The 20,719-nt window shown below is 52.0% G+C and carries 23 protein-coding genes; 19 read left to right on the forward strand and 4 right to left on the reverse strand.

Going from position 1 to position 20,719, the window contains the following annotated elements:
* Positions 1 to 27: 27 nt before the first annotated feature.
* The 13 genes from murJ to PEH01S_RS20005 all read left to right on the forward strand — a co-directional run bounded on the left by murJ (position 28) and on the right by PEH01S_RS20005 (position 14,458).
* The gene (murJ, locus tag PEH01S_RS19945) at positions 28 to 1,695 is read left to right on the forward strand and encodes a murein biosynthesis integral membrane protein MurJ (protein WP_025851199.1); all 1,668 of its coding nucleotides are present in this window, start codon (positions 28 to 30) and stop codon (positions 1,693 to 1,695) included.
* A gap of 206 nt (positions 1,696 to 1,901) precedes the next feature.
* Positions 1,902 to 2,963 (forward strand): O-antigen ligase family protein, encoded by a 1,062-nt coding sequence (locus PEH01S_RS19950; RefSeq protein ID WP_127487604.1) that lies wholly within the window; start codon positions 1,902 to 1,904, stop codon positions 2,961 to 2,963.
* 33 nt (positions 2,964 to 2,996) lie between these two features.
* A complete protein-coding gene (locus PEH01S_RS19955) occupies positions 2,997 to 4,205 on the forward strand; it encodes a glycosyltransferase (RefSeq protein WP_025851201.1) in 1,209 nt (402 codons plus the stop codon).
* Positions 4,206 to 4,220: 15 nt separating this feature from the next.
* Positions 4,221 to 5,513 (forward strand): glycosyltransferase WbuB, encoded by a 1,293-nt coding sequence (locus PEH01S_RS19960; RefSeq protein ID WP_218032711.1) that lies wholly within the window; start codon positions 4,221 to 4,223, stop codon positions 5,511 to 5,513.
* Positions 5,506 to 6,387 (forward strand): glycosyltransferase family 2 protein, encoded by an 882-nt coding sequence (locus tag PEH01S_RS19965; RefSeq protein ID WP_025851204.1) that lies wholly within the window; start codon positions 5,506 to 5,508, stop codon positions 6,385 to 6,387. Before PEH01S_RS19960 ends, PEH01S_RS19965 begins: the two co-directional genes overlap by 8 nt.
* A gap of 24 nt (positions 6,388 to 6,411) precedes the next feature.
* Positions 6,412 to 6,987, forward strand: a complete 576-nt coding sequence (locus PEH01S_RS19970) for a WcaF family extracellular polysaccharide biosynthesis acetyltransferase (RefSeq protein ID WP_025851205.1) — start codon at positions 6,412 to 6,414, stop codon at positions 6,985 to 6,987.
* A 42-nt stretch (positions 6,988 to 7,029) separates the two neighbouring features.
* Positions 7,030 to 8,448, forward strand: a complete 1,419-nt coding sequence (locus PEH01S_RS19975; protein WP_025851206.1) for a sugar phosphate nucleotidyltransferase — start codon at positions 7,030 to 7,032, stop codon at positions 8,446 to 8,448.
* Between the two features lie 35 nt (positions 8,449 to 8,483).
* Positions 8,484 to 9,809: a UDP-glucose dehydrogenase family protein gene (locus PEH01S_RS19980; protein ID WP_025851208.1), complete on the forward strand. Its 1,326-nt coding sequence runs from the start codon at positions 8,484 to 8,486 to the stop codon at positions 9,807 to 9,809.
* Positions 9,810 to 9,841: 32 nt separating this feature from the next.
* Entirely contained in the window at positions 9,842 to 11,098 is a 1,257-nt protein-coding gene (locus PEH01S_RS19985; protein ID WP_025851209.1) for an O-antigen ligase family protein, read from the forward strand.
* Between the two features lie 24 nt (positions 11,099 to 11,122).
* Positions 11,123 to 12,325, forward strand: coding sequence for a glycosyltransferase (locus PEH01S_RS19990; protein WP_164827948.1), 1,203 nt, complete (start codon positions 11,123 to 11,125; stop codon positions 12,323 to 12,325).
* Between the two features lie 114 nt (positions 12,326 to 12,439).
* A complete protein-coding gene (locus PEH01S_RS19995; RefSeq protein WP_127487608.1) occupies positions 12,440 to 12,802 on the forward strand; it encodes an XRE family transcriptional regulator in 363 nt (120 codons plus the stop codon).
* A gap of 265 nt (positions 12,803 to 13,067) precedes the next feature.
* Positions 13,068 to 13,931 (forward strand): SGNH/GDSL hydrolase family protein, encoded by an 864-nt coding sequence (locus PEH01S_RS20000; protein WP_127487610.1) that lies wholly within the window; start codon positions 13,068 to 13,070, stop codon positions 13,929 to 13,931.
* 2 nt (positions 13,932 to 13,933) lie between these two features.
* Positions 13,934 to 14,458, forward strand: coding sequence for a DUF4916 domain-containing protein (locus tag PEH01S_RS20005; protein WP_164827950.1), 525 nt, complete (start codon positions 13,934 to 13,936; stop codon positions 14,456 to 14,458).
* A 55-nt stretch (positions 14,459 to 14,513) separates the two neighbouring features.
* Here the strand turns inward: PEH01S_RS20005 and PEH01S_RS20010 are convergent, their stop codons facing one another.
* On the reverse strand, positions 14,514 to 14,882 hold the full coding sequence (locus PEH01S_RS20010) for a helix-turn-helix domain-containing protein (RefSeq protein WP_127487614.1): 369 nt from the start codon (positions 14,880 to 14,882) through the stop codon (positions 14,514 to 14,516).
* A 490-nt stretch (positions 14,883 to 15,372) separates the two neighbouring features.
* On the opposite strand from PEH01S_RS20010, the gene PEH01S_RS34690 reads away from it, so the two are divergent.
* Positions 15,373 to 15,546 carry a hypothetical protein gene (locus PEH01S_RS34690; protein WP_161782273.1) on the forward strand — a complete coding sequence of 58 codons (174 nt, stop codon included), beginning with the start codon at positions 15,373 to 15,375 and terminating at the stop codon, positions 15,544 to 15,546.
* 136 nt (positions 15,547 to 15,682) lie between these two features.
* Here the strand turns inward: PEH01S_RS34690 and PEH01S_RS20015 are convergent, their stop codons facing one another.
* The gene (locus PEH01S_RS20015; RefSeq protein ID WP_010496289.1) at positions 15,683 to 16,054 is read right to left on the reverse strand and encodes a helix-turn-helix domain-containing protein; all 372 of its coding nucleotides are present in this window, start codon (positions 16,052 to 16,054) and stop codon (positions 15,683 to 15,685) included.
* Between the two features lie 269 nt (positions 16,055 to 16,323).
* Between PEH01S_RS20015 and PEH01S_RS20020 the strand changes: the two genes are divergently transcribed.
* A complete protein-coding gene (locus PEH01S_RS20020; protein WP_025851214.1) occupies positions 16,324 to 16,665 on the forward strand; it encodes an XRE family transcriptional regulator in 342 nt (113 codons plus the stop codon).
* Positions 16,666 to 16,836: 171 nt separating this feature from the next.
* Complete coding sequence (locus PEH01S_RS34695; protein WP_161782274.1) at positions 16,837 to 16,992, forward strand: hypothetical protein; 156 nt, start codon at positions 16,837 to 16,839, stop codon at positions 16,990 to 16,992.
* Positions 16,993 to 17,058: 66 nt separating this feature from the next.
* On the opposite strand, the gene thpR is transcribed toward PEH01S_RS34695, so the two are convergent.
* Positions 17,059 to 17,625: an RNA 2',3'-cyclic phosphodiesterase gene (gene thpR, locus PEH01S_RS20025; protein WP_127487616.1), complete on the reverse strand. Its 567-nt coding sequence runs from the start codon at positions 17,623 to 17,625 to the stop codon at positions 17,059 to 17,061.
* Between the two features lie 105 nt (positions 17,626 to 17,730).
* Here thpR and serC point away from each other — a divergent pair, with 105 nt between their 5' ends.
* Positions 17,731 to 18,819: a 3-phosphoserine/phosphohydroxythreonine transaminase gene (gene serC, locus PEH01S_RS20030; RefSeq protein WP_025851216.1), complete on the forward strand. Its 1,089-nt coding sequence runs from the start codon at positions 17,731 to 17,733 to the stop codon at positions 18,817 to 18,819.
* A gap of 117 nt (positions 18,820 to 18,936) precedes the next feature.
* On the opposite strand, the gene PEH01S_RS20035 is transcribed toward serC, so the two are convergent.
* Positions 18,937 to 19,653 (reverse strand): response regulator transcription factor, encoded by a 717-nt coding sequence (locus tag PEH01S_RS20035; RefSeq protein WP_025851217.1) that lies wholly within the window; start codon positions 19,651 to 19,653, stop codon positions 18,937 to 18,939.
* A gap of 125 nt (positions 19,654 to 19,778) precedes the next feature.
* Here PEH01S_RS20035 and trmL point away from each other — a divergent pair, with 125 nt between their 5' ends.
* Together trmL and PEH01S_RS20045 are read left to right on the forward strand one after the other, a co-directional pair.
* Positions 19,779 to 20,243, forward strand: coding sequence for a tRNA (uridine(34)/cytosine(34)/5-carboxymethylaminomethyluridine(34)-2'-O)-methyltransferase TrmL (trmL, locus tag PEH01S_RS20040; protein WP_025851218.1), 465 nt, complete (start codon positions 19,779 to 19,781; stop codon positions 20,241 to 20,243).
* A 141-nt stretch (positions 20,244 to 20,384) separates the two neighbouring features.
* Positions 20,385 to 20,633, forward strand: coding sequence for an AbrB/MazE/SpoVT family DNA-binding domain-containing protein (locus PEH01S_RS20045; RefSeq protein ID WP_010496298.1), 249 nt, complete (start codon positions 20,385 to 20,387; stop codon positions 20,631 to 20,633).
* Positions 20,634 to 20,719 lie beyond the last annotated feature (86 nt).

A 20,719-nucleotide genomic window follows, 5' to 3' on the forward strand; every position in this document is an offset into this window, starting at 1 on the left:
TAACGGTGTTTTATGGGGGAAACCATATTGTCGGAATCCGTACAAAAACATGAAGGCCCATCGAGCCAAGCGATCGAGAGATTAAGCAAACCGGCGATTTGGATTTTCGGAGCAACCATACTGGGGCGTATGCTCGGGTTTGTCAGGGAATCGACCTTGGCCGCATTTTTCGGAGTAGGTCCGGAAGTCGATGCCTTTATTATGGCCCAGACGGTGACTTACATTCTGTTCAGCTTCCTGGGTCCGGCGATCGGTACGGCAGGCATTCCAGTGCTTTCCGTGCTGCATGCAGACCGCAGAGTGGAAGCTTTCCGGAACGTCAGCTTAAGCTTGCTGCATGTCGTCGTCATCGTGCTGGTCGGCTTTACGCTCGTAGGCTATAGCATGGCCCCGCTGCTGATCCATACGATTGCTCCGGGATTTACCGGGCATCAGGCGGAGCTGGCCATCCATCTGACGCGCATGATGATGCCCGTCACGATTTTCCTCGGGCTTGCGGGTTGGGCGACGACGGTGCTTCAATCGCAAAACAAGTTTGGCTATTCGGCTCTAAGCAACATACCAAATAACGCGGTCGTTATTGCAGGGATGTTTGCCGCAGGGTTTTTGGGCGGAATCGAGTGGGTTACGGTGTGCTATGTGCTCGGTGTCGCCGCTCAATTTTTGATTCAGCTTCCCGTGTTTAAAACGACGGGGTACAAGTGGTTCATCCATCTTAAAGATAAAGATTTCAAAAAGATTATCACCATGGCGCCGTCCACCATCGCTACCGGCATGGGCGGACAAATCAACGTCATCGTCGACCGCTTCTTCTCTTCCGGTCTGGCGGTGGGCAGCGTGGCCGCTCTCGGGTACGGCCAGCGGATTTTCAGCCTGTTTGTTGGTGTCGTCCAAATGCCGATTCTGGTCGTGCTATTTCCGAAGCTGTCCGAGAAGGTTGGCCTCGGCAAGGAAGAGGAATTTATGCATCTGATCCGTAAAGGATTGGGCATTTTATCCTTCTTCATGCTTCCGATTGCCGCCATTCTCGTGCTCATGGCGATCCCGATTACGCAATTCCTGTACGAGCGCGGAGCGTTCAACCAAACGGCGACGCTAATTACCGCGTCGATCGTATGCTTTTACTCCATAGGGCTTCCTTTCCTGTCCTGGAAGGAATTCATTCTGCGCTCGTTTTACGCGATGAAAGATTCAAGGACACCCGTGCTGAACACGACGATGCAGATCGGCATCAACGTGACGCTGAATTCGATCTCCGTCCCGATATTCGGGATTAAGGGACTCGCTTTAAGCACCGCGATTTCCGAGATGGTTAGCTTTTTTGTTCTATATAACGTCCTGCGAAGAAGAATGTACAAAAAAACGGGCGTCAAAGCGGCGCATTTTCCGGTTTGGAAGTCACTCGTCTCCGTGGGGGCCATGGTCGCCGTCATTTTTGGAATGTCCAATCTGCTGGATCTTCACTTGTTCGATCGAACCGTCCAGTCCAGTTTTGCGCTTGCCCTCGACCTTGGCTTGATCGTAATCGCATCGGGCCTTGCCTATCTCGTCATTTCGTTCGTGCTCAAATCGGATGAATTGCAGTTTTGCTTAAAGACGGCTCTCCATATGGGAAGCAAGTTTTTGCCGAGTAAGCTGTCCGGCTACGTCATGGCCAAAGCCCGAATGAACCGGGTCCCGAAAAGGAACATGTAGCAAGAATGACAAAAGTGAAACAAGGGTTGGATCGAGTGAGAAACATAACCTTTAACAGTTTGATGTTTTTACTGGTTTCTTGTAATGTTCTTGCGTTCATGAGATTCAGTGCCGCCAATGTATTTTACATTGCCAAATTCGTACTTTTTTTATCTTGCGCAGCGTTCTTTCTGATCTACCTGTTAATCAAAAAAAAGAAAATACGGATGACCCCGCATTCGCGAATGACGTCGCTCATCTTCTACCTTTGGGTGGTCGTCATGTGTTTGGGCTTAACGAACAGCACTTCGATCAGCGATATCGTGTCCATGGGCATGACTATTTTTTCTTACATTATGCTGTTTGGCTTTGCCATCGTCCTGCTGCCCAACTATGTCAGGTACAAAAAGATGAAATATGCCGAGATCGTTCGGGTATTCTATTTTGCGGTCCTGTTTTCGATCGGCGTGTCGATTCTCGCCGGCTTCGGTGACCCGGAATCGTTTCACCTCGATCCGTACAGCTTGCGCAACCGGTATATGGCCTACTTCCAGCATCCGAATTCGCTCGGGCTCTACGCGTTTTTGGGGATCGTCGTTTCCATCATCATGCAGTCCGTCGGCCGCAGCCGGCTGTATCTGCTCACGGTCCCGCTCTACCTTACGCTGATCGTGATGAGCGGAAGCCGAACGGCTTTGTATACCGTCATCGCGATGCTGCTGATTTTTATGTTCAAGCGGATTCTGTATCTGGGGATGCTGCAGATGCTGAAATACCCTTACGTCTTCTTCCCGTTGCTGGCCTGCCTCTTATTCGGAATTTTGGCGGCCGTGGACCGGGACACGTTGCTCGATACGGTCGATAAAGCGCTAAGCAACCGGATTACGGTATGGAGCGACCTTCTGGACAGAAACGAGAGCCTCCTGCATTTTATCATCGGGCAGGGAACGCTGAAAACCGACGAAATAATGGATAACTATTATTTGGTCGTCATGACCAGCACCGGTTTTTTGGGGCTTGCGATGTTCGTGTTCATGCTGATGAACACCTTCTATGGCTTGCTTAAGCAGTTTAACGAAACGCCCTCGAAGACGCTGGGCATGATTATCGCCATGATGGTTGCGCTTGCGCTGTATTCGTTTACCGAAAGCGTTATGTTCACACTTGGCAATGCGGCAAGTATTTTCCTCTGGTCCTCTGTCGGCATTTGTTTTCAGGACGTTCGAATCATCCGGCGAACGCAGGAAAGCGGCCGGACCCAACCGCCGTATGCTATCACAGTCACTTAAAACATATCCAATCATGAGAAAGAAGATGAATTCATGAAAATTCTTCATGTGATTGCCAACTTGGCTCCCCGGTACGGGGGACCGGCAAAAGCGGCTATGGAGATGTCAGAAGCGTTGGCGAAGCTGGGTCATCAGGTCAGCATCTTTACAACCGATCAAGACGGGCCAGACCGGCTTGACGTTCCGTTGGGTGAACCTGTCCTGAAAAACGGAGTGGAAATTACGTATTTCCCAATTCAAAAGCCGGGCTTTTGGGGTACGTCCTTGCCGATGGCAGTGGCATTAAAAAGGGAAATTCCCAAATATGACATCGTGCATCTTCATGCGCTGTATTTGTTCCACAACCTGGTAGCGGGCTATTACAGCAGAAAATATAAAGTGCCTTATATCGTTTGTCCGCATGGCACGCTGGATCCGTTCATTTATCAACGCCATCGCAATCGCAAACGGCTGATGGAGGTGCTGTTCGAGAACCGCAACTTCCGGAATGCGGCGGCTTTGCATTTTATTACCGAAGAGGAAATGCATCTTGCCAAGCCGGTCTCCTTCGATCAACAGGGGATCGTCGTTCCGATCGGCCTCGACCTGACGGAATTTGCCGACATGCCGGACAAAGGGGCGTTCCGGGCGCGTTATCCCGAGCTGAAGGACAAAAAAATAATCCTGTTTTTCGGCAGGTTGAATTTCAAGAAAGGGCTCGATTTGCTGATCAAATCGTTCCGGTCCGTTCTGCAGGCGCATCCGGATGCGATGTTGGTGTTGACCGGACCCGATAACGATCAATATGGGGAGCAGGTGCGGCAGTGGGTTCGGGAGGAACATTTGACGCAGCATGTGCTGTTCACCGGGATGCTGACCGGGAAAGACAAACTGGCGGTGCTGCAGGACGCCGATTTGTTCGTGCTGCCCTCATACTCCGAAAATTTCGGCATCGCCGTGATCGAAGCGCTCGTCTGTGGCACGCCGGTAGTCGTTTCGGACAAAGTAAACATTTGGCGGGAAGTCGTTTCCCACGGAGCAGGCCTCGTATGCAAGTGCGAGACGGCTTCGGTCGCCGAGCAGATCGTTGCACTGCTGAACGATCCCGGAAAGCGGGAAGCGATGGGGCGCAACGGCATCGAAATGGTCCGGAAGCAGTACCACTGGGATCATATCGGGCAATCGCTCGAAAGCGAATACCGCCATATCATTCAGACGGGAGAGGCGAGGAACTTCTTGGTAAAAGCCACCTCAACCCCATAAGAAAGGAGGAGAACGATGAGACCTGTGAAGATCCTGCTCTACAGCATCAACTTTGCCCCCGAGCTGACCGGGATCGGCAAATACAATGGGGAAATGGCCGAATGGCTTGCCGGGCAAGGCTATGACGTCCGGGTCATAACCGCTCCGCCTTATTATCCCCAGTGGAAAGTGAAGGAAGGCTACTCCGGGTCCAAATACATGAAGGAAGATTGGGCTCCGGGCGTCAAGGTATGGCGTTGCCCGGTCTGGGTTCCGGCTAAAGCCTCGGGCGTCAAACGATTAATTCACTTGGCCTCGTTTGCGGTCTCCAGCCTTCCGGTTTTGATCGCGCAGCTGTTCCGGCGGCCGGATATCTTGCTTGCGGTGGAGCCGCCCTTGGTTATTTCGCCGGCATCCGTCCTGCTTTCGAAGCTGTTTCGGACCAAGACTTGGCTGCATGTTCAGGATTTCGAGGTCGATGCCGCGTTCGATTTGGGACTGCTTCCGCAAAAGCCGGCGCTGAAAAAAGCGGTGCTGGGTATGGAGCGGTGGCTGATGAAACGATTCGACGCGGTGTCGTCCATCTCTCCCAAAATGACGGAGAAATTGCTCAGCAAGGGCGTCACGGAGAAAAAAGTGAGGTTTTTTCCGAACTGGGTCGACACGTCCGCCATTTATCCGCTTTCCGAACCGGTGGACGATTACCGGAAGCAGCTCGGCATTGCTTCGGAGGACGTCGTTTTCCTGTATTCGGGCAATATGGGAGCGAAGCAGGGCCTCGAAATCGTGCTGGATGCAGCTGAACGCACAAAGGCGGTTACGAAAATCAAGTATATGATGTGCGGAGACGGCGTCGCCAAAGCGGAGCTTGTCCGGCTGGCCAAGGAACGGGAATTGGATAATATCTATTTTCTTCCCCTACAGCCGACGGAACGGCTCAACGCGCTGCTCAATACGGCCGATGTTCATCTGCTGATTCAAAAGAGCAGCGCCTCCGATCTGGTCATGCCATCGAAGCTGACGGGTATGCTGGCCAGCGGGAAACCGGTCCTTGCAACGGCTGACGAAGGTACGTCTGTACATGCGGTTATCACGGAATCCAAAGCCGGCATTACCGTTCCGGCCGAGCAGGCGGAGAAGCTGGCGGATGCCGTGTATACGCTGTCGATTGAGCGGGAACGCCGGGCGATTCTCGGCAATAATGCGCGAATTTATGCCGAGAATCGGCTGAGCATCGAATCCATCATGCGAGACTTGGATGTGGCGTTCAAGGAGCTGCTTCAAAAAACAGAAAACGTTCATGAAGGTGGTATCAAGGTGCATGGCTAAGCTCATTCCCGTATCGGTCATTATTATGACAAAAAACGAAGAGAAAAACATTGCCAAATGTATTCGTTCCGTTCGCCATTTCAACGAAATTTTCGTCGTCGATTCGAACAGTACGGATAAAACCGTCGAGATCGCCGAAAGCTTGGGCGCCAAGGTCGTGAACTTTACCTGGGATGGCAAATACCCGAAGAAAAAGCAGTGGTCCTTGGAAAACCTGCCCTTCAGCAATGATTGGGTTCTGTATGTCGACGCCGACGAGGAAGTGACGCCGGGCCTTTCCGACGAAATTGCCGCCGTGATGGAGAAGACGCCGTCCCACAACGGATACTTTGTCGGCTACGACTATGTGTTTATGAACAAGGTGCTGAAGCACGGTCATCAAGTGCACAAGCTCGTGCTGTTTAACCGGCACGAAGGCCGGTTTCTCGATTATGACGATTTGGGCGCTGCCAACATGTGGGAGGTGGAAGGGCATTATCAGCCGCAAATTAACGGGAAGGTGGAGCTGCTTCGCCACAAGATGCTGCACTTCGACCATGACGCAATATTCGACTATTTCGCCCGGCATAACCGCTATTCCGACTGGGAAGCGACGGTTCGCCTGAAGGGGCTGCTGAGCAATCCGCAGGAATCCCAGAAAGCATCGCGGGCGCTGCAGAAAAAAGTGTTCAACGCGCTTCCGATGAAATGGGCTTTCGCTTTCCTGCATTCTTATTTCTTTAAACTGGGCTTTCTGGACGGCTCAGCCGGATTTCATTTTGCGTTTGCCCGCGCCGTGTATTACTGGCAGGTCGAGATCAAGATGACCGAGCTTCGGCGCAAATCGAATCAGGCGTCCGCTCCGTTCGTACAGCAAACGAATGCGAAAGCCTAATCTTTCGAATTGGAGTCATTCGCGATGAAGAACAGGATTCGGCTTGATCTTTACAATCAGGACTGGTATTCCCGTGGCCGGAGCAATGCCGTCGTGCTGCTGTGGTGGTTCGTGCAGGGGACATTGTTTCGCTTCTCGCTTCACAATATGTACGGGTGGAGGCGGTTCCTGCTCCGATTGTTCGGAGCCAAGATCGGACGGGGCGTACAGGTTCGCGCCACGGCGAAATTTACGTATCCGTGGAAAGTAACCATCGGGGATTATTCCTGGATCGGAGACAATGTAGAATTTTACAGTCTGGACCGGATCGAAGTGGGCGAGCACTGCGTCGTTTCCCAGCACTGCTATTTATGCACGGGGAGCCATGATATGACCGACGAGGCCTTCGGCCTGGTGACCCGACCGATCGTTATCCGGGACGGCGCCTGGATTGCCAGCGATGTCTTCGTCTACCCGGGCGTAACGGTAGGAGTTATGGGCGTGGTAGCCGCCCGAAGCACGGTCGTCAAGGACGTGCCCGCCAACCAGGTGTTCGCCGGCACGCCGGCCAAGTTTGTCAAAGAGCGGTTTCAGGAAAAAGCGCGGCTGCACATGATTTAAAGCTGTGCGGGTTCGAACCATAGATAAAAAGGAGTGGAGAACATGAAGCTGGTTCTATTATCCGGAGGCTCCGGCAAACGGCTGTGGCCTTTATCCAACGATGCGCGATCCAAGCAATTCCTTCAAGTTCTTCAAAACGACAAAGGCGAAAAAGAATCGATGGTCCAGCGTGTATGGCGGCAGCTCGAATCCGTAGGCTTGTCCGACGATGTGCTTGTCGCTACCGGGAAGAGCCAGACCGAAATTTTGCAGCGGCAGCTTCGCCATTTGGCCAGAATCGTCGTCGAGCCCGAACGTCGGGATACGTTCCCGGCCATCGCCCTGGCGGCAACCTACCTGTATTCGATTGCCGGTACAGGATTAAACGAGGTCGTGGCGGTACTGCCGGTCGACCCTTACGTGGAAAATGATTTCTTTCATTATATAAAGCGGCTTGAACGCTGCATTGGGGAATCGGGGGCGGATCTCGCTTTAATCGGGGTGAAGCCGACCTATCCTTCCGGCAAATACGGCTATATCATTCCGAAGCAGGGCGGAGGACAAGCGGATGCTTGGTACCAGCCGGTTCACCGCTTCACGGAAAAGCCGAGCGAGCAGGAAGCCGAAGGCCTTATCGCGCAGCAAGCGCTGTGGAATTGCGGCGTATTTGCATTCAAGCTCAATTACGTGATCAACCTGCTGATGGAAAAGGGACTGCCCATTCAATACGAGGAAATGCTCAAGCAGTATCATAAAACGCCAAACATCAGCTTCGATTACGAAGTAGTGGAAAAGGCCGAGCGTGTGGTTGTCGTTCCGTACGAAGGGTATTGGAAGGATCTGGGTACCTGGAATACGCTCACGGAAGAGATGAGCCAGAATACCATCGGCAAAGCCGTGATCTGCGAACGCTCCTCCAATACGCACGTGGTCAACGAATTGGATGTGCCGGTAACCGTCATCGGCTTGAAGGACATCGTTGTGGCGGCAAGCCCGGACGGCATTCTGGTCGCGGACAAAGCTTCCAGCCCGCGCCTTAAAGAACTTCTGAAGCATACGGATCAGCCTCCGATGTACGAAGAGAAGCGATGGGGGGAATATAAAGTCCTGGATTTCAAAAAGCTGGAGGACGGCAGCGAGGTGCTGACCCGTCTCGTTCAAATGACGGAAGGACAATGTCTCAGCTATCATTCGCACGAGCATTATAGCGAATGCTGGACGATCGTATCGGGAACCGGACAATTCGCCTTAGACGGGAAAATCGTCCGCGTCTGCGCCGGCGACATGCTGCAAATCCCGGCCGGAGCGCCGCACAGCTTAAAGGCGCTGACGGATATGCAGTGGCTTGAGGTGCATAGGGGACGCGAGCTCCATACCGAGAACACGACCCGCCTGCTTACCCAATGGGCCGAGATTGAACAGCATTTTGAGACTTACTCGGGCTCCCCAAAAAAAGACGATAATCTGATGGAGGGCGCTTGATTTCGAGCTGCCGCGGAAACGGGAGGAGAAAACTTATGAATATCGCTGTAATCGGTGCAGGTTATGTCGGACTCATCAGTTCGGTTTGTTATGCGGAAATCGGGCATCAGGTTGTCGGTCTTGATCTGGACCCGGATAAAATTCAGAAATTAAACCGATTCGTTTCGCCGATTTACGAGCCGGGGTTGGAAGAGCTGCTCGAAAAACATATTACCGGCGGCCGGCTCAAATTCACCGATTCGTACGAGGAAGCCATTCCGATGGCGGACGTGATCGTTATAGCGGTCGGGACGCCGAGCCAAGCGAACGGAATGGCGGACATCTCCTTTGTGGAAGGCGCCGCTTTATCCTCCATACCTTACTTGAAAAAGCAAGCGGTCCTCGTCATCAAAAGCACCGTACCTGTCGGAACGGGAGATCATGTGGAAGCGCTGATCCGCGACCGGATTTCGCCGGACTACGGGATTGAAGTCGTCTCGAACCCGGAATTTTTAAGGGAAGGCACGGCCATTTACGATACGTTCCACGGGGACCGGATCGTCATCGGGGCCAATCGGGACAGCGCGGGTGAAACGGTCCGCCGGCTTCACGAGCCGCTCGGGATCCCGATCGTCATGACCGACCGGCGAAGCTCCGAAATGATCAAGTATGCTTCCAATGCTTTTTTGGCTACGAAAATCAGCTTTATTAACGAAATCGCGAATCTGTGCGAAATGCTTGACGCAAACGTGGAGAACGTATCCGAAGGGATGGGGCTCGATAAACGGATCGGCAATCAATTTCTAAAGGCCGGCATCGGTTATGGAGGCTCGTGCTTCCCTAAAGATACGAATGCGCTGATTCAAATTGCAGGCAATATGCAGTACGACTTCGAGCTGCTGCGCTCCGTCGTTAAAGTGAACGAGAAGCAGCAGACGGGCATCCTCCGGAAGGCGAAAGCGTACTATGGAAGCTTGCAGGGGCTGAAATTCGCGGTGTTGGGGCTTGCATTCAAGCCGAATACCGACGATATGCGCGAGGCGCCGTCCATTCGGGTCATCGAACAGCTGGTGAACGAAGAAGCGGAGGTCGTCGCTTACGATCCGGTTGCGATGGATAAAGCGCCGCAATGGCTTCATCCGGCGACGCAGTATGCCGGGTCGTGGGAGGAAGCGATTCAGGATGCCGACGGCGTATTCCTGCTGACCGACTGGGAGGAGTTCAAGCAAATCGATTTGCGCAAGCTTCGTTCGCTGATGAAGCGTCCGGCGATGTTTGACGGAAGAAACTGCTTCAAGCTGTCTGCTGCGGAGTCGGCCGGTCTCGATTACGTATCGGTGGGGAGACCTGCTGTCCGGAAAACGGTCCAGCCCGTAGGATAGGCGCCACAAGCTCGCATAAAGGTTGTGTCATAATGAGAAGCATAGCGTTTCATGTCCCGGTTATATTGATCATCGCCAGCAATATTCTTTCTTTCATGAAATTTAGCGGCGACTTGATCTATACGCTCAAATTCACCTTTGTTACCATCCACTTCTTGATTCTGCTGCTGTATATGATCAAGCAGCCGGTTACGATCACGCCGGTGACGAAATACTTGATCGCCGTCTTTCATTGCTGGACCATCGTTATGTGCATCGGTCTGACCAACAGCACGACGTACACGCAGACGTGGGACAGCCTACTGTCGATCGGAACGTACATCCTGCTTTTTTTCTACAGCATGATTTTGCTTCCCAATTATATGCGCCTGCATCAGATCGAGTACGTCAGCTTCGTCAAAGTCGCTTATTTTACAATCGTTTGCTGCATGGCGCTTGCAGTCGTGCTTGGGCTGTCCGATCCGAAGGCGTTTCATTTGGATCCGTTCAGCTTGCGTAACCGGTACTTGGGCTTTTTCCGACACCCCAACTTTATGGGACTATATGCCTTCTTTGGCTTTGCGGTATCGATGCTGGTTTACGGTATGACGAAAAAGAAGGGCTACCTGCTCACGGTGCCGCTCTTCGCGTACTTGATTTACTTAAGCGTAAGCCGGACGGCGCTGCTGTGCGTCGTGCTGCTGCTCGCCGTGTATCTGGTCCGCAAGTACGTGTTCCGGCTGCTTCATTGGGCGATCCGAACGTCGGTCATCAGCCTGTGCGCCCTGCTCGTGATTGTGATCTGCGCCGTACAGTTCGTCGATGTGGAAAGCCTGATCGCCGCTGCGGATAAGCTTCTCAGCAACCGGCTGACGATCTGGTCGAACTTTTTGGCTGCCAACGATACGATCAACGAATATATATTCGGCCAAGGCATGGTGAAATCGACCGTTTCGAGAGACAACTATTACTTGGTCGTCCTGTTGAATACCGGCATACTGGGGTTAATCTGCTTTCTGATTATGGCGGTATCGGCCCTGTATTTTCTGCTTAAAAAATATATCCGGGAGAGCTCCGTTTCGCTGGAAATTCTGCTGTCCATCTTTATCGTTCTGATGTTCTACTCCTTCACGGAGAGCATTCTGTTCACGCTGGGGAATGCCGTCAGCTTCTTCCTATGGTGCTCCATCGGCATCCACCTGAACCGGAGTCTGACGGCCCGGCGCGCAAAAGATCCGGAGGTTGCGCAAGCTGTGGAGCCCAGTACGTTTCAGCGGGTGAAGCTGAACCGGAGACCCACTTTTATGTAGTTTCATTAGAAAGGGATGGAAATTATGAAAATCCTGCACGTGATTGCGAATTTGGCGCCAAGATACGGAGGACCGGCAAAGGCAATCATGGGGATGACCCGATCGTTGGCCGAACGGGGACATCAAGTGACGATCTTCACGACGAATCAGGACGGGCCCGGAACGCTTGACGTCCCTTTGTACGAACCGATGCATAAGGATGGCGTGGAAATTCGGTATTTTCCAATCCAGCAGCCTAAATTTTGGGGGACCTCCTTCGGACTGGCCAAAGCGCTCGAAGAGCACATTCCTAATTACGACATCGTGCATACGCACTCGCTATACCTGTTTCACAACTTGGTTAGCGGCCATTACTGCCGGAAGTTCGGCGTCCCCTACATCGTTCGTCCCCACGGGACGCTGGACCCTTATATTTATCAACGGAACCGGGGGCGCAAACGGGTGATGGAATGGTTGTTCGAGCACCGGAACATCAAGCGGGCCTCGGCGCTGCATTATACAACGGAAGAGGAAATGATTCTGGCCAAACCCTACACTTTCGACAGTCAAGGATTCGTGGTCCCGAACGGGGTCGATCTGTCGGAATACAAGACGCTGCCTCCCAAGGGCACATTCCGGGAGCTCTATCCGGAGCTGGCCGGCAAAAAAATCGTGTTGTTTTTCAGCCGTCTGAATTTCAAAAAAGGACTGGATATACTCATCGAAGCCTTCGACAAAATAAAGGATGTCCATCCCGACGCGCATCTGGTTATTGCCGGACCGGATAACGAGAATTACGGCAGCAAAGTCAAGGAGTGGATCGGGGAGCGGCATTTGACGGATAAGGTGTTATTTACGGGAATGGTGACCGGACAGCAAAAGCTGGCCGTATTGCAGGAAGCGGACCTCTTCGTGCTTCCGTCGTATTCCGAAAACTTCGGCATCTCGGTCATCGAAGCGCTCATCTGCGGTACCCCGGTGTTAATCTCGGACAAAGTGAACATTTGGAGAGAGGTAGCCGCTCATCAAGCGGGTAGAGTAGCGCCCTGCGATTCGGATCAATTCGCCAAAGAAATGGCATCGCTGCTCTCAGATCTGAATCTTTGCGAAAAGATGGGAGAACTGGGCAAACAGTTTGTCGCCGAATATTACAGTTGGAGCCAAATCGGCGTTGTGCTGGAAGAAGAGTACAAAAAAATTATTAACACAACCAAATCGAGAATGAACGTCATGGAAGCTGTTATTTAATGTAGGTCCGAAATGAACTCACGTACCGGGGGCCTCGTTTCGTCCCCGGTACGGAATTAACCATAGATGAGGTATCACATACGTCCCCTGAAGCGGGCGAACGAAGGTGGTTTCATGATTGGTAAGCGCATTCAGCATTATCGCAAGCAAAAGCGCATATCTTTGACCGAGCTGGCCAATCGGGCCGGCGTGGCCAAATCTTATTTGAGCTCGATTGAGAGAAACATTCAAAAAAATCCGTCCATTGAATTTTTAAACAAGATCGCCGCCGTGCTTGGCGTGGAGGTCGAGGTCTTGATTCATGACGTTCCCCCTTACGGCTACCAGCTGTCCTTGAACGACCTCGAATGGCTTCAGTTCGCGAGAGAAGCGGATAACGCCGGAATCAGCATCCACGACGTCCGCCATTATGTGGAGAAATGCAAGTTGATCGGGCAAACGAACGAAAAGATGAACAACGAGACCTGTAAGCAGTGAGGGGATCCACGAACCGTCGCCGCCTCGCCTGTCCGCACAGCTTCCTTCCGTAGGGTTCACGACCTCTTTCCCCGATTGTTTCCGACGCTCGCGATATACGTACCGACTAGTCCATTTTATGAAAAATTTATATACGAATTGTTTCGTTTGTTGTTGTTTTATGTTACAATATGTATCAGTGGGATAGCCTGACGAGGCGAAGAGGTGCTTTCCGAACACCCTGCCCACTTCTTTGCATTCGGACACACGACGGAGGTGTACGGTTTTGGTTGGGGGGAAAAAGATAAGACATGCCTTGAAAGTAACGACGACATTTTTCTCCATAAGCGTATTCAGTTGCGGGATGATCGTTGGGGTCTTATACTACGGGCAAAAGCATCTGGAAGCCTTGGGCGCCATTCAGGCCAAGGAAGCCAAATCGGCATGGGAACAAGAGTTGATACGCCGCGAAGAGAGAAAAATCGCCGAGATTAATAAATACAAGCCGAACGGGAATCCCAGATCCGTCATCGACGACTTGTATTATTTGACGCTGACCAAAGGGGAAGTGAAAATAGCGACCTTCGGCAGCAGTGTAACGAACGGGGACGGAGCCAGCAGCTCGGAGTACAAATGGGCCAATCTGTTCATTCGTTACATACAGGGGATCGACGGTCTGCGGAATACGGTGCTGCTGTCGAACGGTTTTCCCGGTCATTCTACCGAGATGGTCATGCTTCAAAATTATGTGAACCATGTCATCGCGGATAAGCCGGACATTATTTTGTTGGAAACGTTCGTGCTTAACGATCATGGACAATCCATTCCGCTCAAGAAGACGAGGGAGAACCTGGAGACCATGCTTCAAAAAATCAAAGAGGCCTTGCCGCAGGCCAAGGTTATCGTGCTATCCCCGAATCCGAAGAAAGACGACACCAAGAACAGCACAGGCGCTTACTACAAAGATTATGTCGCTTTGTCCGAGGAGTTTGCCGCCGCAAACCAGTTGGACTACATCGATATTTACAGCCGGATGAAGGAGGCGAATTCGAACGTCAACGCTCTCCTCACCGATGGCGTTCATCCTAACGATGTCGGCTACAAAGTTTGGTTCGATATTATGAAAGCCTATTTTGAACAGAAGAAATGAGCGTGAAAGACTTGGCTCCATGGATGGAAAAGCAGATATGGGATCAGGTCCAATCCTTGGTTCCTATTGTCTGTACCGACGTGTTGCTTGGCGAATTTGACGAAGCGGGCACCCTGCTCCGCATCGGATTAATTTGGAGAGAAACGCCCCATCAAGGCAACAAATGGTGTACTGTTGGCGGCAGATTGCATTATGGGGAAACCATCGGAAGCGGCATCCGACGGCAGTTAAGCGAGACACTGGGGGAACGTCTGACCGTCACGAGTCCAGTCCAAGACGGGCGGCCGCTCTATGTGGCGCAGTATGCCCCTTCGGCGGCTTCCGTGAGAGGATTCGATGCGGTCGATCCCCGAAAGCATGCGATCGGGCTTACCTATGCCGTGCAGGTTGCCGGCGATATCGAGCCGCGGAACGAGGCGCTCGCTTTTGAATGGTTTAAGCCGGAACGGCTGCCGCCTGCGGAAGAAATCGGCTTTGATCAGCAGTACGTCCTTAATCGGTGCTTGAAGCTCTTAAGAAGCGAATAAAAAAGAAGCTGGCCTTTGAGGCAAGCCCAAGGTCAGCTTTTCCGGTAGTGTATGCTTAAAAGGACCGCTCTGCCCGGACAAAGGCGATGAACCGCCTGGCCTCCTCCGGCGTGAGCTGTTTTCCGTCAATCGTAAGCGTAAAATGCTGCAAAATTCGTTCGTCCGACAGCTCCAGGCTGTCGACGAATTGTCTGACCTGCTGATCCAGCACCATCTCCGGGTCCTGAGTCCGACCAAGCAAATAGTCGATCGATACTTTGAAATGATTGGCGATTTTCACCAGGGTATCGTAGTCGGGTTCCCGGCGGTTCTTCTCATAATGAGAGAGGGAGGCGCGGGAAATGTCGAGTTTCAAGGAAAGCTCTTCTTGAGTCAATCCCTGCTTTTCCCTTAATGCAGCGATGCGGTTTCCAATTTGCCCCAACTGTTCTCACCCCGATCATCTTAAGTATACGATAGTCCTCCGGATAGGACGAAATGTTTCGTTCCAGGTCTTTCGATTTGTTGCGAATGAGTCGTTGTGCCTAAACGATAACGAAAAAACAATCCGGAGAAAACCGTTTCAGGAGCAAACTTCCCAGACCAATTGAATGCGTTTGCTTCTTTTGTCACAGCGGGGCCTGTTTTTTATAAAGAACGGCGGTAACGAAGGGTCAAGCTCCCAGACTGTGTTAGGAAGTAATTAAATTATACATTACGTATCGACATTTGTGAAGGATGGTTCTTCCTCGTTTTGGGTGAATTTTATTACCAAATGGGAAGGAAAAGGGAAAAATTAGGTTACAATTTGTATCCGTTTTATGATACAATGAGTATACAAGATGCTGTTTCAACTTATCCCTGATTTTCAAATAACCTTTATTGAAGCAGGGTGCTTCCCATACCCAAACCTTGCACAGGAGAGATTTGGAGTCATGAGCAGAAACGTTGCCCTTGATATTCGTATCACGATGAAGCAGCTTGGGATTCACCCTGATAAAATCAACCGTTTTTTGGACGAGGTTAAGGGTTGTCCGGAGCAGAATCATCCGGTCCGGGAACTGCCCTCTGCCCAAGCGTCCGTACCGCCAAGCCATACGAAGCCATGATAAGGATCCGCCGCGAACTGTGCAGGACACCCAATTGCCCATTATTGCCATAACCGGGCGCATGTATACCTGATGATTGTATGGAAATGAAGATCGAGCTAGGCTGCTTGCTTGACAGGAGGGGAGGCTCGCAGCGTTATCTGAGCGATCTTTCGGCCCTTACGAAGGCGATGAACCGTTTCGCCTCGTCAAAAGTCAGTTTCATGCCGTCTACGGTCAAGGAGAAGCGGTCGATAATTTTTTCGTCGGACAGCTCCAGGCTATCCACGAAAGCCCGTACCTCCGGCTCCAGTACGACTCTTGGGTCCTCCGTTCTTCCTAATAAGTAATCGATGGACACCTTAAAAAAATCTGCAATTTTGACCACGGTTTCGTAGTCCGGCTCCCTTCGGTTTTTCTCGTAATGAGAGAGCGAAGCGCGCGAGATGTTGATTTTACTGGAAAGCTCTTCCTGAGTGAGCGCATGCTTTTCGCGGAGCAGAGCGATTTTATCCCCGATTCTGACCATTTCCATTCCCTCCAAAACATTGCCGATGTACTAGTCTCAGTATCACTTTTGTCGAAATCTGTTGAATTCAAGCTTGACTAGATTATACATTACGTAGCAAAGTTTGTGAAGAACCATATTTCAAAAAAAAGTTGCGGTCAATAGGCAAAAAATAATAAAATTTTTAAAATATAGATACAAAATGTATCTATATATGATACAATTAGTATGAATATAGAACTAGAAAACTATAAAACTCGGCCTTCGGGAAAACTAAGGAGGAATTAATCATGATCGGGGCACGAATTCAGTCCCTTCGGCATCAGAAACGAATGTCGCTTACGGAGCTTGCGGCCCGCGCCGGCGTCGCCAAGTCTTATTTGAGTTCGATCGAAAGGGATTTGCAATCGAATCCGTCCATCCAATTTCTTCGGAAGCTTGCGCCCGTACTCGGCGTAAACGTACAAACGCTTATTTTGCACGATCAGGGGGACAAGCCCGAGACGCTGGACCAGGAATGGGTTCAGTTGATTCAGGAGCTGAACGAGCTCGGCCTGAACAAAGAATCGCTTCGCAAAATCGTTATGCAGCTGAAGATGAGACAAACGGTGACCTACGACCAGGCCCAGTGACAAAATAATCCATCTGTGCGCCTATTGTCGTGATTTGACAGACCCGCTAAAAAATTCTTTAGAGTCGATAAAATAGCCATTTTAGACTATCAAAAATGTGGTACATTCCGTTACAATACATAACATACGAATAAGGAGACCCTGAGGATAACATTGGAGAGAGAGGTACCTATGGACAAAACCATATTGCTCGATATTCGAGATATGCTGCGTCAGTTAGGCATGAATCCGATGAAAGCCATGGACTTTGTGGACATGGAGGAAATCATCCTTCCGCCCGAGCGGACGGCCCCGCCGGACGAAGCTGCTCTCTTAACCGGCGATTAGCCCGGCCTCAGGGTACAATGTACTGCTGCCTTGCCTCTGCCAAGCTCACCGTTGGTTCGCGTTCCTTCAGCCGAGAGGAAAAGAGGCGATACGCTCGTACATCGGGCGGCTGCCCAAGCGGCTGCGATACAGCACGGCCTCCTCGACCCGCCAAGGCGTCCGCCATTCGTCCGGCAGCGCAACGTCCAGCATTTGGGCATGACTTCCGGCCGGACCTGTAAATTTTCTTGCCAGCGTCAAATGCGGTTTATACGGACGGTTTTCCGCAGCGAATCCCAGCGTTTCCATCGCGTCCTCTATCCGGCGTTGAAGCTGCCCTAATTTCTCCATTTCTCCCTGCACCCCGGCCCACAGCACCGAGGGAGCACTCGGTTTGCCGAATACTCCCAAGCCTTGAAAATGAAGCGAGAAGGGAGCCGCGCCTGCAGCCGCTTGTCCGATCGCTTGCGCGATTCGGTCGATCCGTTCCCGCGCCACGTCGCCGAGAAATTGCAAAGTCAGATGCAAATCCTGAGGATGGACCCATCGGGCGAACGCGAGCTGGTCCTTTAGTCGCAGGACCCAAGACTCGGCGGTGGAGATCACGGACGGCGGGGCAGGGACGGCGACGAACAGGCGGTCTGACAGTTCCATTGGCGTCTTCTCTCCTTTCGGATGTTCATGAAACTTACACTTGATGCGGCGCTGCAACCTTTGCTATCATAGCCATATCATATGAAAAGCGAAGGGGTTTTAAACATGTCCAAGCGCGCTTACAACTTCAATCCCGGCCCGGCTGCGCTCCCGCTCGAAGTGCTGCAGAAAGCCCAGGAAACGTTTGTCGATTACAACGGCATCGGCATGTCGCTGACGGAGATTTCCCACCGCAGCAAGGAATACGAAGCGCTGAACCGTGAAACCCAAGAGCTGATGCTTGAGCTGCTCGGTTTGTCGTCCGGCTATCAGGTATTGTTTCTGGGCGGAGGCGCCAGCATGCAATTTTCAATGATTCCGCTCAACTTCCTGAAGCCTGGCAAGGTAGGGAGCTACCTCGTCACGGGAAGCTTTTCCGAGAAGGCGTATCAGGATGCCAAAATTGTCGGGGAAGCGGTCATCGCCGCCTCCAATAAAGAAACGAACTGGAGAAGTCTGCCGAAAGCCGGGGATATTCGGATCGATCCGAACTCCGCTTACGTGCATATGACAACGAACAATACGATTGAAGGCTCGCAGTGGTCCGACATTCCGGAAACCGGGGACATCCCGCTGATCGGCGATATGACCAGCGGCATTTTGAGCCGTCCGATCGATGCCCATAAATTTGCGATGATCTATGCGGGCGCGCAAAAAAACCTCGGTCCTGCGGGCGTCACGGTTGCGGTCATCCGCGACGATCTGCTCCAGGAAGAGCCGAAGCATGTTCCCGTAATGCTGCGTTATACGACGCATGCCAAAAATCAGTCGCTGTATAACACGCCTCCCGTTCATTCCATCTACGTCGTTAATCTGATGCTGAAATGGGTGAAGGAGAACGGCGGGGTAGAGGAGATGGAGAAGCAGAACGTCGCCAAAACGAAGCTGCTTTACGACGTCATCGACGCTTCGGGCGGATTCTATACCGGAAACATCGCCCCGGACAGCCGTTCGATCATGAACGTTACGTTCCGCCTGCCGAGCGAAGAGCTGGAGAAAGCCTTCGTCAAGGAATCGGAGAAGAATAACTTCGTCGGTCTGGCCGGTCACCGCAGCGTAGGGGGCATTCGCGCTTCCGCCTACAATGCGGTTCCTTACGAAGCTTGCGCAGCGCTGGCCGAATTTATGGTTGATTTCCAAAAACGCAACGGGTAGTCAGACCCGTCCGGCAGCTTTCGCCACGGCATGAAGCCGAGCGAAGGCTGCTTTTTGTACGGCGCGAATACGCCACGAGCGCCGCGGCAAGCTTGCGCGGCGCTCGTTGATCGGGAATTAGGCGTAAGATTCTTTCATGGCCGGCTCGGCCAATTTGTAACCGACGTTGCGTATGGTTACGATATATTCAGGATTGCGGGCGTTGGTCTCGATTTTGTCGCGCAAATGGCTGATATGCACGTCGACGATCCGCGTATCGCCAAGGAAATGATAATCCCAGACGCCGTGCAGCAGCTGCTGGCGGCTTAACACTTTGCCGCGGTGCTTGCACAAAAAGAGCAGCAGATCGAATTCTTTCGGCGTCAGCTCGATCGGCTGGCCCTTAACCTTCACTTCGCGCTGGTCGGGCTGAATGACGATCTGACCGATGGAGACCGGCGTGTTGGGACTTGTGGAAGGCAAGGTTTGGATGCGGCGGAGGATCGCTTGAATCCGCGAAATCAGCTCTTGCGGGCTGAAAGGCTTCGTCATGTAATCGTCGGCGCCGTTATCGAGCCCGGCGATTTTGTCGGACAAGTCCTGCATGGCGGTCAGCATAATGATCGGCACGAGATTGTTCTGGCCGCGCAGCTTGCGGCACACTTGAATGCCGTCCATCTTAGGCAGCATCAGGTCGAGCACGATCAGATCGGGGCGGAAATGCTGGATCGCCTGGAACACCGCTTCACCGTCGTAGACGCAATGCACTTCAAAGCCGACCAGCTTCAGGTTGAATTCTATGAGCATCGAAATTGAAGGTTCGTCGTCAACGACAAGAATTTTCTTCTTCATCATTTCGGATAGTCTCCTTTGTAGTCGCTTGGATGACTTTATTATCTCAGGCCACTATCATCTTCGTATTAAGAAAAGGTAAAACGTATGTAAAATTAATGAGGCATACAGGAGGAAAACGGAGCAGCATGGCTTTTCATATCGTACTGGTAGAGCCGGAAATTCCGGCCAATACGGGGAATATCTCCAGAACGTGCGCCGCGACCGGCACTTGGCTGCACTTGGTTCGTCCGCTCGGCTTCAACACCGACGATCGGACCCTCAAGCGGGCCGGACTGGACTATTGGCACGCGGTCAAGCTGGAATATCACGATTCGTTTCAGGAAGTGAAGGACAAATACAAGGACGGCCGCTTCTTTTTTGCAACGACCAAGGCCACTAAAGTTTACACGGATTTGACATTTCAAGACGGCGATTTTCTGGTATTCGGCAAAGAGACGAAGGGGTTGGCCCCGGAGATCTTGGCGGAGCATCCGGACTCGCTTATGCGGCTGCCGATGACGGACGCCGTCCGTTCGCTGAATTTATCCAACGCCGCGGCGATCATCCTGTTCGAAGCGCTCCGGCAGACCGGATTTCCAGAATTGTCCTAAAGTAAGGCCCATTCGTTACGAAAGTGCGACGCTTCTTAGAAATCAACGGAGAAAACTCGCAATTATGGGAAGGAATTTTAACATCAGCGTCGAACTATATGGAGGGCAAGTGTAATCGTGCGAAAGTGAGGTGAATTGATGATGAAACCGGCAGGAGTAGTAAGAAAAGTCGACCAGCTCGGCAGAATTGTACTCCCGAAATCGCTGCGCAAACGATACCAAATGAACGAAGGCGATCCTGTTGAAATATTGGTAAGCGGTGATCATATCATTCTGGAGAGGTATCGTCCCCGCTGCGTATTTTGCGGCTCGATGGAGCAAGTGAGCGATTTCAAGGAAAGACACATTTGCGCCGAATGTCTTGGCGAAATGCATCAGTTAAAAGGGTAATCCGCGCGCGGCGCAGGCAATACCCCGCAAAAGGAAAAGCACGGCCGGATCGTTCCGCATAGGGACGCCGGGCGTGCTTTTTCGTT

It is taken from the genome of Paenibacillus ehimensis NBRC 15659 (assembly GCF_004000785.1).
Classification (GTDB): Bacteria; Bacillota; Bacilli; order Paenibacillales; family NBRC-103111; genus Paenibacillus_G; species Paenibacillus_G ehimensis.